We start from the raw sequence: 17330 nt of genomic DNA, 5'->3' as shown, positions 1-17330 counted from the left end.
TGCGGTGGTAGAGGATGCGGGTGGGGCGGGGCACCGCCGGATCTTCGTAGAGGTAGTCGGTGACGTGGAGGGTCCAGCCCTCACCGCGGGCGGGCTCCGGCAGACGCGCCAGGACTCGCTCGATATCCGGCTCCTCCGGCAGCCAGGTCGGAGCCTCGAGGATCGGGTGGACGGGCCGCTCGCCCGTTAGCTCATCCGTCACCTTGTCTCTCTGCTGGCCGAGGGCCGAGTCCCTGCCGAGGCGTGAGTTCGGCCGAACCGTTGGGCCTGGCTCGAAGAGCTGGCCGCTGCCGCGCACCGGCGCCGGTTCCGGCCAGCGCCAGCCGACTTCCCGGTAGTAGGGCTGGAGGAGTTGGGGCCAGAAGAGCAGCGGCTCATCCTCCCAGCTGCTCAGAGGATGGAGCTCCTCCTCGTCCTCACCCGGAGCGTTCCACGCGGCCCAGGCGGTGTTGCGCTCGGGGGTGCGGAAGATCCAGCGGTCGAGGCCGTAGGCGGCCCACAGCTCACCCCTGCTGGGAGCGGTGCGGCCGTTCCAGGCGTAGCACTCGCGGATCAGCTCGTGGAGCTCGGGGACTTGGGACGTGCGCTCGATCTCGAAATGACACTCCCGCAGCAGGGGATTGAAGTAGGGCGGCTCGACGTCCAGGGCGTAGCCTTTCCCGTCCTCCGTCAGCCGGCCGTAGGCGGTGACGGTGACCTTCTCCAGGTCTCCGCCCTGGCGGTGCCGGGCGCGCAGCAGCGGCCGGCCCTGGAGCGGCGGGGATTGGCCCGTCACGGAGGTCACCAGGCCGCCGCGGGCATTGCGCCGGCGCACCAGGCCGAAGCCGCGGAAGGCGCCGTCGGCGTGGAGGCCCCAGCCGTAGCCCATCTCCTCTCGTCCGGAGGCGCCGTCGGCAGCGGTGAGAACCTCCGCCGAGCTGCGCAGCTCGATGTTGTCGTAGAGCAGGGAGGTGCCGGTGAAACCCCATTCCAGGTGCGTGCGACCTCCCCAGCTGCCGTCGCTGGAAGTCACCCGCCCTTGACTCACCGTCCGCTCCGACCAGCGGATGCCCGCGCACCAGCCGCTCTGGTCGCAGGAGCTTTGCCGGCGCTCTTTGTCCCAGCGCAACTCCAGGAGGTCCGGGAATCCGTCGCCGTCGAAGTCGGCGATCACCGGCACGGAAAGATTCTGGTGCTCCGGCTCGTCGAAGCAATCGTTGCCCTGGTCCGGATATTCGTGCAGGGGAAGCTGGAGGAGCTCGTCCGGAGCCCAGGGATTCTGCGCTCCTCCGACGGTGCCGCGGGAGAAGCCATAGGCCACTCCCCGCCAGGAGGCGACGGCCACGTAGGGCTCGGAGCCGGAGGGGCGCAGGCCGTGGAGCAGCTCCGGGGTGCCGCTGCGGTCCAAATCCTGGAGCGCCCGGTAGGTGGTGAAGTACCAGCCGGGCCAGCCGGGATAGTGATGGTAGGTGGGAGCCCCGGCGTGGAGCCTGGAGTCGACGAAGTGGCCGTAGCCGTCGCCGAAGAAAATGCGGCTGTAGACGCTTTGGGTGTCCGGTCGCCACTGGCAGGGTTCTTCGTCGCCGCTGGGGGGCGGATCGGGGCAGGCCGAAAAGTTCAGATGTTGTTCCCAGCGCTGGTAGAAGGCGTAGAGCAGGTCGGCGATGCCGTCGCCGTTGACGTCGTGGAAGCTCGCCTGCTCGGCGGCGAAGAGGGCCGGCGTCCAATCCGGATTGAGGTCCGGGATTTCCATCTCCAATGCCTTGATGCCCAGGGCGTCCAGGGGCACCTGCAGATCCTGCCAGTCCGCCTCGGCGAACCACGGGTCTTCTCCCCGATTGCGCAGCCAGCGGGTGCGGCCCCGGCCGGGGCAGTCGTCGGTCTTGGTGTGGCTTCGCCGAACCAGGTCCGGGTAGCCGTCGCCGTCGATGTCGGCGCTGGTGGCGAAGCGTAGGTCGCATTCGGTCACATCGACCTCGATGGAGCTGAAGTCGTGAAAGACCGGGGTGTAGAGGCGTAGCGCGCCCTGCTCTTCGCCGTCGGGGTAGAGGGCGTCGGTGTAGCCGTCACGGTTGAAATCCGCCAGCAGGAAGGGCTCGTCGGGGCTCAAGTGGCGGTCGGCGAGCTCCAGCCAGGCGTTCGAGCCCGGGTCGTCCTCGTCCTCTTCGAAGGGCTTGCGGTGCTGGCGACCTTGGGCGAGGAAGAGGCGGTCGTCGTACGAGCGGCTGCCGGAGGCGAGGAGGAGCAGGTCCATCTTGCCGTCGCCGTTGACCTCCACCGGCACCGGGGTGATGCGGGTGTCTCCCGGATAGAAGGTCAGGCCGGGAGCCCGGACGAGCTCGGTGATGTTCTCTTCGTCGCTCCATTGGGAGGCTCGAAGCGGCTCGTGATGGGTCTCCAGGCAGCGCAGGGTCCGCCGGCGGCTGGGCTCCTCGGGATCGACCCGGACCACCCGGCGCAGCAGGGATTGGAGGGGCCGCTCGCCTTCCAGGTCGCGGCTGTCGTCGCCGTTGAGCCGCAGCGGCTCGCCATCGCAATCCTCTCCGCCCTCGTCCTTGTACTCGAGCTCGTAGAGGGCGTAGGTCTCACCGCTGCCGCTGAGCACTTCTACCGCGGTGAGGCGCTGTCCGGAGAAGCTCCGAGTGCCGCCGGCGAAGCTCAGCCGGGGCGCCGGCTGGGGGCCGTAGCGGAAGACGACCTCGCCGAGAGCTTGGCTGCTAGCTTCTTGGGAGGCCGCGGCGAACCACTCGATGCGCTCCAACAGCAGTCGCCGTCCGTCCCCCGGGCCGTAGAGGGCGCCGACCTTCTCCGGCATGGGCTCGACGGTGTAGTGGTAGAGCATCCAGTTGCCGTAGGGATCCTCGACCCGGGAGAGCATCCAGCGGGCGGTGTTGCAGCGGGGGAGAGGCTCTGCCTCGGTCACCGAGCAGGGGCCGGTGGCGGTGTCGAAGGTGCTGGGAGGAGAGACTGGGCCGGAGGTGTCGAGATCCAGAGCTCCAGCGTGGGGGCGGGCTCGGCCGTGGATCCGCGGGTCGTCTCGATGCACCAGGCGTTGGGTGGCGTTGACGCCGGTGGGGCCGAGGAAGGCTCCGAATCTCGGAATCGTAGCTCCTTGGACTAGTTTCTCTCTCGCCCGGGCTCCTCGGATCCGGGCTCCCACGCCACCCTCCGCGCCGGCATCCCCATCGCTGAAGAACCGCTGGCCGTAAACCCAGGTCCAGCCGTCGCGGGTGCGGGTCCAGGTGTTGGAGGCGCGGTGCCAGCGGATGACGTCCCCGCGGTCGTCTTCCAGACGGTAGAGCTCCTGGCGGAGTTCCATCCCGGCCTGTGTCCCCGGTCTGGCCCTTTCCACCCGCGAAGGGAGGCCCGAGCCATGAGCGGCGCTCCCGAGGTCTCCTTCCACCGGAACCAGGGCCTGCCCGTCGAGGAGATAGAGATCTTCCTTCGTGTGTCCGGGCACCCCGCCGGTGGCGGAGCGGCGCACGATGCTGCCCCCGGCGGAGAGCACGAAACCGTCCCCCACCACGGACCCGCGGGCGTCCTTGGCGTGCAGCAGCACGATCCGCGGAGCAAATCCCCGCGGCGACGGCGGCATTTCGAATACCAGCTGGTCCGCCCAATCTCCCTGGGTCTCGCCGGCGGCGGTCTCGATGGGCTCGGTGAGGGGGGCTACGGCTTGCGCCGCGGGGGCTGCCAGGACGGCTGCCAGGAGGCCGAAGACAAAGCACAGCAGGGGACGGCGGCGGCATTGGAGCATTCTGCCTGTTCTCCCAAGCCTTGCCGCCGTTCCCGGGAGCGATTTTGGAAAGGGCAGTCCTCACCCTCGTGGGAGGGCTGCGGAACCAAGGCTTCTAGATTGTTCGGGCGAAGCTATCACTCTTGCCGAGTGGCTTGGAGGGGCCGGCCAGGGGTTTCCTCGGTAGTGCCTGACCTGAATTCTGCCGGCTGTAGAGGCTTATCGAGCAGCTCGGAGGCGGATAGCTCGATCTGGTGAGAGATTTCAGCGTTGAATGCGTCGTTGGAGCCAAGCCCTCACCCCCTCCGGTCCCCCTCTCCCAGCCTCCGCCCCACCTGCCGGTAGAGGGGGAAGCTCACCGCTCGGCATTCGAGCGAAAGAGGATCGGCTACCCGAAGATCTCCGGGGCAGGGTGGGGGTGTCGTCCCGCCAGGGACGAGATGCACTAGCGAGGGGTTTCAACCCCTCGCGGGGGGCTTGGAGCTTGAGGGTTCTAGAAGAAAAAGCCCTCCCCCGGTACGATCCCCCGCCCCCGACGCTGGAGCGTCTCCCCAGTGCTCCCACGCCGGAGCGTGGGAGCCAGGGCTTAGTGACCCGCAGAGTCCGAGCTCACCCCAACCCCACCGCCTCCGCATCGCGGTCGCTGAGCCAGCCGCCGTCGCTGCGCTGGGCGACGGTTTCGTCCCGGCGCCAGGAGCGCTCGCAGCGGGGCTCCTCCCGGAGGTCCTGGACCTCCACCGCCGTCGCCGTCGCCGAGCGCTCGACTCGGGAGACGCCGAAGACGTCCGCCAGCTCCGCCGCGAAGGGTTCCAGGGCGCCGTCGGCGTCGGGCACGGTGACGCCGGCGTCGAGGGGATTCTCGATGCCCCGGGCCTTGGAGCCTTCGAGGGCCTTGGCTACGGCCTCGCGCACGGCGAGCACCTGCGCCCAGCCGGCGTCGGCCTGGTAGTCGAGCTGCGGATAGGTCGCCAGGTGCAGGCAGGCGTCGTCGTCTCCCAAGAGCGCCCGCCAGGCCTCGTCGGCGGTGTGGGGGAGGATCGGCCCGAGGAGCGCCACCAGCACCTGGGAGATCTGCCACAGCGCGCTTTGGGTGGACCGCCGCCGGGGGGAGTCGGCGCGGTCGCAGTACAGGCGATCCTTCACCGCGTTGAGGTACACCGCGGAGAGGGTCTCGTTGCAGAAATCGAAGAGCAGCAGGTGGGCCTGGCGGAATTGATAGCCGTCGTAGGCCGCCAGCACCTTGCGCCGCAGCTCCGCCGTGCGCTCCAGCGCCCAGGCGTCGAGAGAGAAGGCGTCGATCTCCTCCAAGGTCGCCGCCTTCTCCGGGTCGAAGTCGTGGAGGTTCGAGAGCAGGAAGCGCAGCGTGTTGCGCACCTTGCGGTAGGACTCACCGGCGATCTCGAAATACTCCAGGTCGACCTTGATGTCGTTCTCGAAGGCCAGGGAGCTGACCCACCAGCGGCAGACGTCGGCGCCGAAATCCTGCAGCAGATCCTCCACCTGGAGGGCGTTGCCCAGGGATTTGCTCATCTTCTTGCCGTCCTTGTCGACCATGAAGCCGTGGGTCAGCAGCGCTTCGAAGGGCGGCTGACCGGTGGCTCCCAGGCCCGGGAGTAGCGAGAGCTGGAACCAGCCGCGGTGCTGGTCTGAGCCTTCCAGGTAGAGCTTCACCGGGAAGCCCAGGCCGCGGCGGCGCATCACCGCGTTCCACGACGAGCCGGACTCGAACCAGACGTCGAAGATGTCGTACATCTTGACCAGGCTCTCGACCTCCAGACCCTCCGGCGCCTCTGGATCCGCCGCGGCGTCATAGTGCGCCAGCAGCGTCGCCGCATCGGCAGTGAACCAGGCGTCGCTGCCCTTCTGCACGAAGACCTGCGCCACCGCCCGCACCGAGGCGGTGGTGAGGAAGGTCGAGCCGTCGGGACGGCGGAAGGCGGGGATGGGGAGGCCCCAGGCCCGCTGCCGCGAGATGCACCAATCCGGCCGCGCCTCGAGCATGCCCTTGAGGCGCTTGGCGCCCCAGGCGGGGACGAAGCGGATCTTCGACTCCGTCGCCTCCAGGGCCATCTCCCGCAGGGATCGGCCGTCCCGCTCCGTGGGCCGATCGACGCCGATGAACCACTGCTCCGTGCAGCGGAAGATCACCGGCGTCTTGGAACGCCAGTCGTGGGGATAGGAGTGGCTGAACTCGAAGTGGTGGTAGAGGTGGCCGCTCTCCTGCAGGTGCTCGATGATCTTGGGATTGGCGTCCCACACCGAGAGCCCCCGGAGCCACTCCGGCACCGTGTCGTCGTAGGTGCCGTCGCCGCGCACCGGCGAGTAGATCTCCAGCCCTTCCTTGAGGCCGGTGACGTAGTCCTCCTGGCCGTGCCCGGGGGCCGTGTGCACCAGGCCGGTGCCGTCCTCCAGAGTGACGTAGTCGGCCTCGACGATCTTCCCCTGATTGCCGGAGAAGGCACGCTCGACGAAGGGATGGCCATAGCGCAGCCCCAGGAGCTTGTCGCCGGTGGTCTGACCCAACACCTCCAGATCCTCCCGCCCGGCCACCTTCGCCACCGTCGGCACCAGGTCGCTGGCGATGACCGTGGCGTGGTCGCCGACCTTGACCAGCGAATATTGGAAGCTGCGGTGCACGGCGATGAGCACGTTGGCGGGGAGGGTCCAGGGGGTGGTAGTCCAGATCAGGAAACCCGGAGTGAGCCCGCTGAGCTCGCCGCTATCGACACCGAAGGCCTCCGCCACCGCCGCCGAATCCTCGGCGTCGAAGTGCACGTAGATGGAGGGATCCCGCCGATCCTTGTACTCCAGCTCCGCCTCCGCCAGGGCGGTCTCGTTGGCGATGGACCAATGCACCGGCTTCAAGGCGCGGTAGACCAACCCCTGCTCCAGCAAATCGCCGAAAACCTCCAGCACCGAGGCTTCGTAGCCGGGGTTCATGGTCATGTAAGGATTGTCGTAATCCGCCAGGGTCAGCAGCCGCTCCAGCTGCGCCGCCTGCACCTTCTTATACTTCTCGGCGTAGCGGGCACACTCCCGCCGCACCGCCATGCGCCGGGTGTCCTCGTCCAGGCCGGCGATCTTCTCCATCTTTCCGGACTCCACCAGCTCGATCATCACCCGATGCTCGATGGGCAGTCCGTGGCAATCCCAGCCGGGCACGAAGGGGCAATAGTTCCCCGCCATGTTGCGGCTGCGCACCACGATGTCCTTGAGCACCTTGTTGAGCAAGTGGCCGACGTGGATCTCGCCGTTGGCGTAGGGCGGGCCGTCGTGGAAGGGGAAGGGCTCCGCCTCCTTGCGAGCCTCCATCAGCTGCCGGTAGAGATCCTCCTTCTGCCAGCGCTTCAGGCTCTGGGGCTCGTTCTGCGCCAGGTTGGCGCGCATGGGGAAGGGGGTCTTGGGCAGGTTGAGACTCTTCTTATAGCGCTTCTTGCGCTCTTTCTCGTCCGCCACCTGGGTCGTATCGCTCATGGCTTTCCTATCCTGGAGGCTCGCCGCTAGGGAGCTCTCCGCCCGTTGGGATGATTTCGAGAATTGATCACGGGGCCGGCCCCGGCAGGACCTCCCCAACGAAAAAGGCCCCGCCCGAGGGCGAGGCCAGCTTCGTCACACGCTCGTGCCGGGCCCCGCCTAGCTGGGGCTGATAATCACGGCGGTACGGGTCGCGAGCGCGTTCATAGGCTCTAAGGATGCGCGAAAGTGGGGGTGGGCGTCAAGTTTCGGGCGAGCCGGTCGTGTTCTGAACCGAGACTTCTCGGCCGGCAGAGCTCATTCAGCAGCTCGGAAGCAGCTAGTTTCCTCTGGTGCAAGAATTCCGTGGCGGCTTCTTCCAACTCCTCGCTCCCAACGCTGCCCTAGCAGCCCGTAGCAAAAGTCGAGCCGCGCTACGAGCGGCCCTTTTCCGCCGAATCTTCGTTCGAAAACCTCGCCGATACCCGCATCGCCTGCGGTTTTCCGGCCTCGATTCGGCGAAAAATTGCTCGCTCTCGCAGGCGTCTGAATTTCACCACGGGCTGCTAGCAGCCGGGTATGCTTCTCTGAATCACCCGCGAAGACGAAAATAGGTTCTTGCCGCCGGGGGGGCGGAGAGTTCCTGCCGCCCCTCCGGGGCTTGGGAGTTCTTCGGTTCGCACCCCCGGGGCTCGCGCCCCGGGCTAGATGCTTCCGCCCCTCCGGGGCTCTGCTGTGCCACCGGAGCTCCGGCGTGGCGAGGGAGCACCCCCGGGGCTTGCGCCCCGGGCTAGATGCTTCCGCCCCTCCGGGGCTCTGCTGTGCCACCGGAGCTGCGGCGTGGCGAGGAAGCTCTAATGCGGCTCGCAGGAAGCTCCTAGAGTGAAATTTGCCGGTCGAAGACAGTGCCAGGGCCCAAAGCCGACGAATCTACCGGCCTGGAGCCTTCTGCGGTTAGCCTGACGCCATGAAGATCTCACCGCCGCGTCCCCTCGCCCGCGCTCGCCGCGCCGCATCATCCCTCTCGATGGCGCACCTCGCCGTGCTGACCGTGCTGGTCTTGCTGCTCGTCGTCCTCCTGTCGAGCAGCCCGGCGCTGGCTCAGCCTGCCACCTCCGCAGCCACCGATCCCGGCTGGACCCAATGGCGCGGTCCGGAGCGTGACGGCTCGGCCCCCGGCGCTCCCTGGCCGGATTCCCTGGCGGGGCTGGAGGTGAGCTGGCAGCTGGAGGGCTTGGGGCCCAGCTACTCCGGTCCCATCGTCGCCGGGGATCGGGTCTTCATCACCGAGACCGTCGGCGGCGACACCGAGGTGGTGCGCGCCCTGGACCGCGCCACCGGTAAGGAGCTGTGGCGGGCCTCCTGGCCGGGCAAGGGATCAGTCCCCTTCTTCGCCGCCGCCAACGGCGATTGGATCCGCTCGACCCCCGCCTACGACGGCCAAACCCTCTTCGTCGGCGGCATGAATGAGCTTTTCTCCGCCTTCGACGGCGCCACCGGCGAGCTCCTCTGGCGCATCGACTTCCCCCAACGCTTCGGCACCGACGTGCCCAGCTCCGGCTTCTCCAGCTCGCCGCTGGTGGACGGGCAGCACGTCTACGTCCAGGCCGCCAACTCGGTGGTGAAGCTGGCCAAGGCCACCGGCGAGGTGGTTTGGCGCAGCGCCGTGGCGGACGGCGAGATGACCTCCGACGGCGCTTTCTCCTCGCCGGTGCTGACCTCCCTCGACGGCCAGCGCCAGCTGCTGGTGCAGAGCCGCTCTCACCTTCAAGGCCTCGATCCGGAGAGCGGCGAGGTGCTGTGGCAGGAAGAAGTGCCCAACTTCCGCGGCATGAACATCCTCACCCCCACCGTCTACCGCACGGCCAACCAGCCCGACGCCGTCTTCACCTCCAGCCACCGCAACGGCTCGCGGCTCTACCGGGTGCGGGCGGCGGAGGACGGGTGGAGCAGTGAAGAGGAGTGGACCTTCAAGGCCAGCGGCAATATGTCGTCCCCGGTGATCCTCGACGGCCACGCCTACCTGCACCTGGGCAACGGCCGCTTCACCTGCATCGACCTGGCAACCGGCGAATCTCCGTGGACCACCACCCCCTTCGGCAAGTACTGGAGCGTGGCCGTCCGCGGCGACCGCCTCCTAGCCCTCGACGAGCGCGGCGAACTCCTCCTGATCCACCCCACCGCCAAAGAATTCCGCCTCCTCGACCGCCGCCAGGTCAGCGAAGAAGAAGCCTGGGCCCACCTCGCGGTCGCCGGCGACGAGGTCTTCGTGCGCAGCCTGCATGGGATGGTGGCGTATCGCTGGCCCCATGGGCCAAGCACGGATGGCACAACGGAGCCCCGGAGGGGCGGAGGCATCTAGCCCGGGGCGCGAGCCCCGGGTGTGCGATCCGAATCACCCGCGAGGACGAAATACCTCCCGGCAGCCAACCAGAGGTAGGGGCAGGTCTTGTGCCTGCCCTCGATGCTCACGGGCATTCGCCACAACGGAGCCCCGGCAGCACAGCGGAGCCCCGGAGGGGCGGAGGCATCTAGCCCGGGGCGCGAGCCCCGGGTATGCGATCCGAATCACCCGCGGGGATGAAATACCTGCTGGCAGCCAACCAGAAGTAGGGGCAGGTCTTGTGCCTGCCCTCGATGCTCACGGGCATTCGCCACAACGGAGCCCCGGCGGCACAACGGAGCCCCGGAGGGGCGAAGGCATCTAGCCCGGGGCGCGAGCCCCGGGTGTGTGATCCGAAGAATTCCCAAGCCCCGGAGGGGCGACAGGAGCTTCCATCGATCAGTGAGTCCCCGATGAATCACCCAGTCACCCCCGATGGCCGCTACTTTGTCGTTCGGGGTCGCCTCTGGCGCATGGCGAATCCAGACTTGCCGGAAGCTCGGCGGCAAGCCTTGGTGGCTCAATTGATGGGAGCGCGGTCGAAGCTCGGGCATGCCCGGAGGACCGGGGACGACCCGGCCCGGCTCGAGGCCCGTCGCCTCATCGAGGAGGCCAAGGTCGCTCTCGGAGAACGGGGCGATCCGTGGTGGACGGACGGTGCCCCGGACTACAACCGGCGCATGGCGATCAACACTCCGTATCGGGAGTGGTTCGAAGGGCTTTCTAAGTCGAACCAGTAAAGCCTTTACCGCTCGGCTCGAGCCTCCGCTCAACCCGGCCAGCGGCCTGGGTGGCCACCGGCATGAAAAAGAAGCCAACCGCGGCGGTCGGGGCAGTCTCTCTGAGCTCCACCGCTGCGTCGACCTACCTGGTCCGGGTTGTCCTGGTGCTCGTAGAAGAAGGTTGGTTCGTGGTGGGCATGGAATCCGACGGGTCGGAGTACAGGGTGCGACTCGTCATCTGCTACCCCTACATCGGGTTTCAGCACGCCCGGCGAATCCAGGATGGCTGAGTCACCGTGGAGGAGAAATCTTCCCTCCTGCCTCCCGCCACCACGACTTCCAAAAAGCTGCCTATCCGACAGCGCCTATACGACAGATAGCGATCTGCCTATCCGACAGGCCTCCCTGTCGCATAGGCAGCCAGGGAGCCTGCTATTCGTCCCATAACAAAAGGGAGTACTCGTTATCGCGTCTTGCCTCAGCGGTGAAGCTTGTCGGATAGGCAAAAACCCCGCGACAGACCCTGTCGTGGCTCGCATATTGGACAGGCCCCGAGATTGACGCTAGTTCCTCCGACGCCGTATGATGAAGAAAAAGAGCATCTTGTAAGGGGAGAGAGTCTTGACCCAGAGGTCCCAGATGCCGTGTAGGCAGATTGTGGCAAGAGGTAGTCAATCTAAGGTTAGCCGTCTCGGGTTCTTGCAGGGTAGTTGCGCGCCAGACCTCTTTGTCAATCAATGAGCGAGGCACCCGAAAAGGGCAATGGGTCAAGACAGGATGAAACGAACGCGAGGGCGAGCAGACCCAGCACGACTGATGCGGAAGTACGCCCGGGATAACCTCGGGAAGCGTCTCTTGGAGATTGAGAAGCACTTGAGGAAGGAGATCTCCGCCGCAGAGACCGAGGCCGAGAGCTCAAGAGAACTGCGAGAGAGCTTGGAATTTGCTCTCAAGGCGGCGACCTATGAGTCGGCCAGGGAGGTTGCTTCCGTCCTGAACCCTGTCTACGGGATAACCGACAATCCACTGACTCCGAACGACCCAAGGAGGGTCAAGCGGGACATCAAGATCGCTATCAAGCGAGCTGCGCGGAAGCTAGAGCGACCGGTCCTTGCCAAGCTTCGGTCGCATGGTGTTACCGAACGACCCCAGCAAGCCTATTTTCCCCGGATGATCGCTCTTATTCTGGAGGAGGCTGAGACCTTCTCTAGACGTCGTGATCAGGGAATTGACGTTAAGCCTAGAGAAAAGGCGAACATGATTCCTGCTAACACCACTGATCTCAGTATTCTGTTCTTGGCCGCCAACCCAGACCAGACTTCGCGTCTGCAGCTGGACGAGGAGGCGCGTCTCATCTTAAAGCGGATCCGCTCCGGTTCGCACAGGGACGCTATCAGGCTGGAAACAAGGTGGGCTGTCAGACTTGACGACATTCTCGAGGCTCTCAATGAACTCCGTCCGAAGATTGTTCACTTCAGCGGTCACGGTGAAGCGGGCGCAGCGGGCGGAATCTGTATCGTGCAGAACGATGGCGCACCGCGACTGCTATCAGCAGAGCAGCTGTTGGACCTGTTTATCCCATTCGTTCCAAGTGTTCAGGTAGTCGTTCTGAACTCTTGCCATTCGGAGTCACAGGCTCTGGCCATCTCTCGGATCGTGGATTTCACCGTAGGCATGAGGGCTGGAGTGGGTGATGGTGCGGCGCGCGACTTCTCAGGTCAGTTTTATAGCGCGCTTGCCTTTGGTAGGCCCGTCGATGAAGCTTTTCAGCAGGCGGTCGCCAAGTTGAAGATTGATCATCCTGCAGAGTCGAATACCCCCACACTAATCCAAAGGCCCGGTGCGGAGAGTCAAGTCGGTGTGGTCCTTAGGGCTCCAAAGGAATCCGACTTTCGGTCTCTTGCTTCTCTGCTGAATTCACTCTACAGAGGATTCTTTTCTTCTCGTTCTTCGGACATCTCGCTCTTGGCATCTGCGGCGACAGCGCTAGAGAAGAGCGGAGGGCGAGGAAGCGGGTCAGCGTCGGCTGGCAAGCAAGTCTTGGGTGGAATTGAGAAAGACCTGAAAGCGGTAAAGGCTCTGTCAGCAGGCCTCAAGGAAGTACTCGACCGCCGGAAGGATTCGTTTCATCCTCTGGCCATAGAGAAGGCGCAGTCGATACTCGACCAATGCGCTCCGTATGTCCAACGAGGAGACGATGTCCTCGGAAACCTTCGCACTCCTCTTCAGGCAATGGCTCTGCTCTCAAGGGTTCGCACGGAGGAGGCACAGTTGCTACCGCCGGACAACGCGAGTGAGATCGCGCGGACTGTTTCGAGCTACTGCAGGACGTGCGTCTCCTTATCGCGTACTGTCTCGGTGGAATTCGGAAAGTTCTCGGAGTACGTTCCCGACGTGCTCAGGTCGCAGCTCAGGTTCGAGAACTGGAGGTATGAGAAGCATGAATAGCATTCCAGGCGTAGGGATCGGGGTCGACGGCCAACAAATCGCTCCACCGATCACCGCTCGGCTTTGCCTTGGCAGTCGGTGTTCCGGTGGGTTGGCCGCTGACTCATCTTCGAACAGCCATCGCCAGCGGCGTCGGTGAGCTTCGAACGTTGGGCGGTCGGCGCGATCACGTCACTTTGGGGAGGAGATAGCAGGTGGCAGGGGCAGGTAAGGCGATTAGATATCTTTCCGCAGTGCTGGCCGTAACGACAGCCACGGCGCTCGCTATTCTATGGGTTTCGTTAGGCACCAAGAGTATTAGCGAAGCGGCTTCTTGGCTGGAGTTGGTTACGCAGATTGTTCCCAGCTTGATCGCCGCGCTGGTCGCGTATGCGGCGGTGTACTTCATTCTTGAACGACAAGGAGTCTTCCACGCAGGTTCTGCCGAGGAGCGCTATTCGAGAATCGCGAAAGAGCTATTTGAGTATGCCCACGGTGATCCGAGCCGAGGCCCTGGAGCAGAGTACGACCTAAGCGGGCGCTGGAGGATGTGGGACTGGCGCCACAATAACGTAGAAGATCGAAAACTTGCGTTCTCGGAGAGCGCGCAAATCTATCAGGACGGAAGAGCCGTCTGGGGGGTGTTCAGCACTCTCCAGGGCCCCAAGAGGAACGGCCAACCAACGAAGAGCTACTACTCATTCAAGGCAGATCTAGCTGGCGATATATTGACCGGTACTTGGTGGCAGATTAAGGACAAGAATCCGTGGAAGGGTGCCTTCCAGTTTAAGTTTATACCGGGTACCGGTGGTAGGGAGATCATGGTAGGGCAGTGGGTAGGTTACAAGTCCGACAGAACCGAGATCAACAGCGGACACTGGGAGTGGGCTCGACCAGGGCACCTCCTACCTTCCGAGAGGGCCGGTGTAGGTACCAGTTACGAAGCTAGAGATTTGGCAACCGACTCTTCTGCGGTTTCGGATTCATGATTCAGGGAACCGCCCAACCCTGGCTTTGCACACGGACCGGCTCCGCGCTTCGCGCTCCACTGGCCGGTGAAAGCCCAACCGTTAGCTGTCTTCGACCGTAGCAAGATGCCCGAGCATTCGAGACAGGAGCTGAGGGTCTTCGAGAGGTTCTCGGAGTATTGCCCACTTCGCATCGATCCGACCTCGATAGAAAAGAGAGAACCACCCCGGCCCGACATCTACTGCCGAACCGAAGACGGTAAGGAACTCGCCTTCGAGTTGGTAGAAGTAGTAGATCGCGACCTGGCGACCGCAACCTCGCAGCAGTTGCGTTTGGAGCGGCTGCTGCTCGACGCGGTCGCCGGGGATAGCCACTTCAGGGCCAACTTCGATGACGCTCTAATCTCAGTTGTTTTCGATCGAAGTTCATCCATGCAACGCCGGCGGAACGCAGCAGCTGCAGTAGTCGAATATCTGAAGCAGTTGAGAGGTCGGCCGGAGGGCAAGCTGGAGCTCGCTCGCACAGCTCTCTCCACTGAGATAACGCGGCTCGAGGTGGTTCGAGGCGATTCTCCGGGTCCATCCTTCTATGTGGAGGCTGTCACGTCATTCAGCGATCCTACCCTTAAGACCATTAACTCTAAACTCCAGCGCGACTATTCGACGCCAGCAGATCTCCACCTGCTAGGTTATTTTGAGCTGCAGCCGATGGATGTCGGCACTGAGTGGAGGCCAGGCTACCTCCGCCTTGTCAGGCAAGCTCTCAGCGGTAGCCAGTTTCGTAGCGTGTGGCTCTTTGAGCTGAACTCAGGTCGCATCTTGCAGGTGCAGGATAAGCATGATGGAGACAACAGCTAACCCATCGGTGAAGCGGGCACGGCCCTGCGGGCCGCGCCGCTTACCTCAAACACGTTAGAAGACGCTTCTGACTAGCGACCTACGAGGGTACGATGGATATCGAAAAGGCCTACCAAGAACTCGAACGGCATCTGGTTGAAGGTGAGACTCTGCTGGAACAACTCGATCCAGAGGCTGGACTGTCCTGGCGACATCATGAATGGGGCGAGTATGCAAAGACAGTCATTGCGGTGATCGATCCTCATGGCAAAATATTCGAGAAATCGTCACCTGTCGGGATGTTCTACGACGGATGGAACCTCGCAACCTTCTACTGGGAAGATCTTGACAGTGAAACGAACAACAAGAGAAACGTTGGAGGATTCGCGTCCGCCATAGGTGCATTGCGAGCGATCGTCAGGACGCGGCCCGAGCCTCTAAAGGCTACGGAGAAGGAGAAGCAAGACCCAGAGTTAGGGAAAGAGGTCTTCCTGGTCCATGGCCACGACGTGGCGGCCAGGGAACTCGTAGCGCGCTTCCTGCAGCGCATCGGACTCGACGTGACCATCTTGCATGAGATGCCAAACTCCGGGCGAACGATCATTGAGAAGTTCGAGGAACATTCGGAGGTCGGCTACGCAATTGCGCTCATGACCTCCGACGACATCGGCGGCCCCAAAGGCGCGGTGGCTGACAAACTGTCGAAACGTGCCCGCCAGAACGTTGTTTTTGAGTTTGGCTATTTCATGGGAAAGCTCGGTCGAAATCGTGTTTGCGCGCTGGTTGATGAGGGAGTCGAGCGGCCGTCAGACTACTCAGGGCTGGTGTATATACCATTGGACGCAAATGGCGCCTGGCAGTTTGCACTTGCGAAGGACCTGAAGCAAGCGGGGATTGATGTGGATCTTAACAAAGCGATCTGATGAGTATTTGTGCATCGTCTTCTAACCCAGCAGTTCCAGACGCAAGCGCTTCGCGCTGCGCTGAACTGCACTCCGTTCGGCGAACTACCTATGCGTCGCCTTGACGTCCAGAGCGATAGCCTGAACGGAGAAGAGGTTTGATTGGTTCGGCACTGTCAGTGCTATCGAGTGTTGCCGGCCTCCACAGTTGGGTTAGTGGAATCCGGCAGGGCGAAGCACAGGAGTCAATTCTTGATGAACTCAGAACCGCGAACATTGCGATTGAGAAACTTTCAGAGCGGATCTTCTACGCTGAAAGCTTGAAAGAGGTGAGAGCGACGGACAGTGAGGTGCGGCTCCGCGCGATGGAACGCAAGTCGGATGTGTATGCCCTTCTTGAGCCGCTCCAGCGAAGTTTGGGAGAGGATCTTCTGTCGACAGCGATGCTCTCGACGACAGAGAAACTCCAAGCTGCGTTCCGGGAGGATCCCTGGGAAGTTCTCTTCAGCATTCGGCCGCTAGTCAGGGCTAAGGCCCCTTCGAACCCTGACGCCCTGCCCATCATCTTCTCTGATACTGACAGCTACTACGTCGGATGGCAGATGAAGGGAACTTTGCCCTCGCTCTTCGGCTGTGAGTACGACGAAGCAAAGGGACTATTCAAAGGAACAGGAGAAGTGGTTGTCCCGAGTCTGAGTAGCATTGGATCCCCGTCGACTAGAACTGAAGAGAAGAGCCGCGCACGCCATCCGAAGAAGCCGCCAAGACGGTCCAAAGGAGACCAAGATAACTCAGGTCCCGCAGCCACGGCAGGTCCCGTACCCACGGCTCCGCGGGAGAGTCCGCCCCTTTTCGAACACGAAGCAGTCTGCGATACAGCATTCGGTAGACGGAGTGGGTTCCTGGTGAAGCTGACCGAGGGCGGGATATCCTTCAAGGGGAACAGCACTGGCAAGTATGACTTCGATCTGAGTTGGCATGTTTTGGTTGATTCGGAGATCACGGTGACTGCAGCCGATGCATTGATGATCGAGTCGGACAAGGGAGGGCAATACACCATCGTCCTGACGAAGGAAGTTGCCCAGGAACTTGCTGGCGCGATGGCATCGAGAACGAAACCGCGAAACCTGCGACGATGAACGCGAGGGCCGCAGAACACTCGCCTCGAGAAGGGCGGCTGACGCTGCCGCTCATGCGCGAAGCGTTAGTCGGCAAATGAAAAGCATATTGTTAAGTGGCCCTGCCCCGGTTTTGTGGACACTCCAACAGGCGCGATAATGCGTCAGGAGGTCCTGAATGGGAAAGCGACAGAGACGACGGTTCACGGATGAGTACAAGGCCGAGGCGGTGCGCCTGGTCCGCGAGGGAGGGATGACGGTGTCCCAGGCGGCCCGAGATCTGGATTTGACCGAATCCTCGCTGCGCAACTGGGTCAAGCAAGCCGAGGTCGATGACGGTGCCGGCCGCCCTGGAGCCGCCACCAGCGCCGAGCTCGAGGAGCTGCGGCGGCTGCGGCGGGAGAACCGCCAGCTGCGCATGGAACGAGAAATCCTAAAAAAAGCGACGGCCTTCTTCGCGAAGGAAAACGCATGAGATACGCGTTCATCCTGGCGGAGAAGGCCTTCTACCCGGTGACCATTCTGTGCCGCGTCCTGCAAGTCTCGACGAGTGGCTTCTATGCTTGGCTTCGGCGAAAACCCTCGGATCGCGAGTTGCAGGATCGCCGCTTGAAGGCGGAGATTGCGGCGATCCACACGGCCAGCCGCAAGACCTATGGCAGCCCGCGGATTCACGCTGACTTCACCCGCCAGTTGCATAAGGAACCCATTCGAATCGGCGTAAACTACTGAACAGGAGACACTTCCGCTTCAGTTCCGCTTATCGCCCAACCTCACTCCCGGTGAGGTTAGCTGACTGCGTAGT

12 protein-coding genes are annotated in these 17330 nt (G+C 63.5%); 10 read left to right on the top strand and 2 right to left on the bottom strand.

Annotation, left to right across the window (positions count from 1 at the left end; all coding sequences use genetic code 11):
* Both SX243_18625 and ileS read right to left on the bottom strand, forming a co-directional pair.
* Window positions 1-3736, bottom strand: a 3736-nt coding sequence (locus SX243_18625; protein ID MDY7094993.1) for a VCBS repeat-containing protein, incomplete at its 3' end; no start/stop codon positions are given.
* A 588-nt stretch (window positions 3737-4324) separates the two neighbouring features.
* The gene (ileS, locus tag SX243_18620; protein MDY7094992.1) at window positions 4325-7189 is read right to left on the bottom strand and encodes an isoleucine--tRNA ligase; all 2865 of its coding nucleotides are present in this window, start codon (window positions 7187-7189) and stop codon (window positions 4325-4327) included.
* A gap of 946 nt (window positions 7190-8135) precedes the next feature.
* Here ileS and SX243_18615 point away from each other — a divergent pair.
* The 10 genes from SX243_18615 (at window position 8136) to SX243_18570 (ending at window position 17257) form a co-directional block, all read left to right on the top strand.
* Window positions 8136-9530, top strand: a complete 1395-nt coding sequence (locus tag SX243_18615; protein ID MDY7094991.1) for a PQQ-binding-like beta-propeller repeat protein — start codon at window positions 8136-8138, stop codon at window positions 9528-9530.
* A 434-nt stretch (window positions 9531-9964) separates the two neighbouring features.
* Window positions 9965-10291 (top strand): hypothetical protein, encoded by a 327-nt coding sequence (locus SX243_18610; protein MDY7094990.1) that lies wholly within the window; start codon window positions 9965-9967, stop codon window positions 10289-10291.
* Window positions 10292-10353: 62 nt separating this feature from the next.
* Window positions 10354-10563, top strand: a complete 210-nt coding sequence (locus tag SX243_18605) for a hypothetical protein (GenBank protein MDY7094989.1) — start codon at window positions 10354-10356, stop codon at window positions 10561-10563.
* 526 nt (window positions 10564-11089) lie between these two features.
* The gene (locus SX243_18600) at window positions 11090-12721 is read left to right on the top strand and encodes a CHAT domain-containing protein (GenBank protein ID MDY7094988.1); all 1632 of its coding nucleotides are present in this window, start codon (window positions 11090-11092) and stop codon (window positions 12719-12721) included.
* A 194-nt stretch (window positions 12722-12915) separates the two neighbouring features.
* Window positions 12916-13689 carry a hypothetical protein gene (locus SX243_18595; protein ID MDY7094987.1) on the top strand — a complete coding sequence of 258 codons (774 nt, stop codon included), beginning with the start codon at window positions 12916-12918 and terminating at the stop codon, window positions 13687-13689.
* A 105-nt stretch (window positions 13690-13794) separates the two neighbouring features.
* Window positions 13795-14526, top strand: coding sequence for a hypothetical protein (locus tag SX243_18590; protein ID MDY7094986.1), 732 nt, complete (start codon window positions 13795-13797; stop codon window positions 14524-14526).
* Between the two features lie 92 nt (window positions 14527-14618).
* Entirely contained in the window at window positions 14619-15428 is an 810-nt protein-coding gene (locus tag SX243_18585; GenBank protein MDY7094985.1) for a nucleotide-binding protein, read from the top strand.
* Window positions 15429-15565: 137 nt separating this feature from the next.
* Entirely contained in the window at window positions 15566-16546 is a 981-nt protein-coding gene (locus SX243_18580; protein MDY7094984.1) for a hypothetical protein, read from the top strand.
* Window positions 16547-16703: 157 nt separating this feature from the next.
* The gene (locus SX243_18575; GenBank protein MDY7094983.1) at window positions 16704-17000 is read left to right on the top strand and encodes a transposase; all 297 of its coding nucleotides are present in this window, start codon (window positions 16704-16706) and stop codon (window positions 16998-17000) included.
* The gene (locus tag SX243_18570; GenBank protein ID MDY7094982.1) at window positions 16997-17257 is read left to right on the top strand and encodes an IS3 family transposase; all 261 of its coding nucleotides are present in this window, start codon (window positions 16997-16999) and stop codon (window positions 17255-17257) included. Before SX243_18575 ends, SX243_18570 begins: the two co-directional genes overlap by 4 nt.
* Window positions 17258-17330 lie beyond the last annotated feature (73 nt).

Source organism: Acidobacteriota bacterium, assembly GCA_034211275.1.
In the GTDB taxonomy this organism is placed as follows: Bacteria; Acidobacteriota; Thermoanaerobaculia; order Multivoradales; family JAHZIX01; genus JAGQSE01.
Note: the sequence above shows the minus strand (reverse complement) of the source record. Positions and strands in the feature narration are given on the sequence as shown.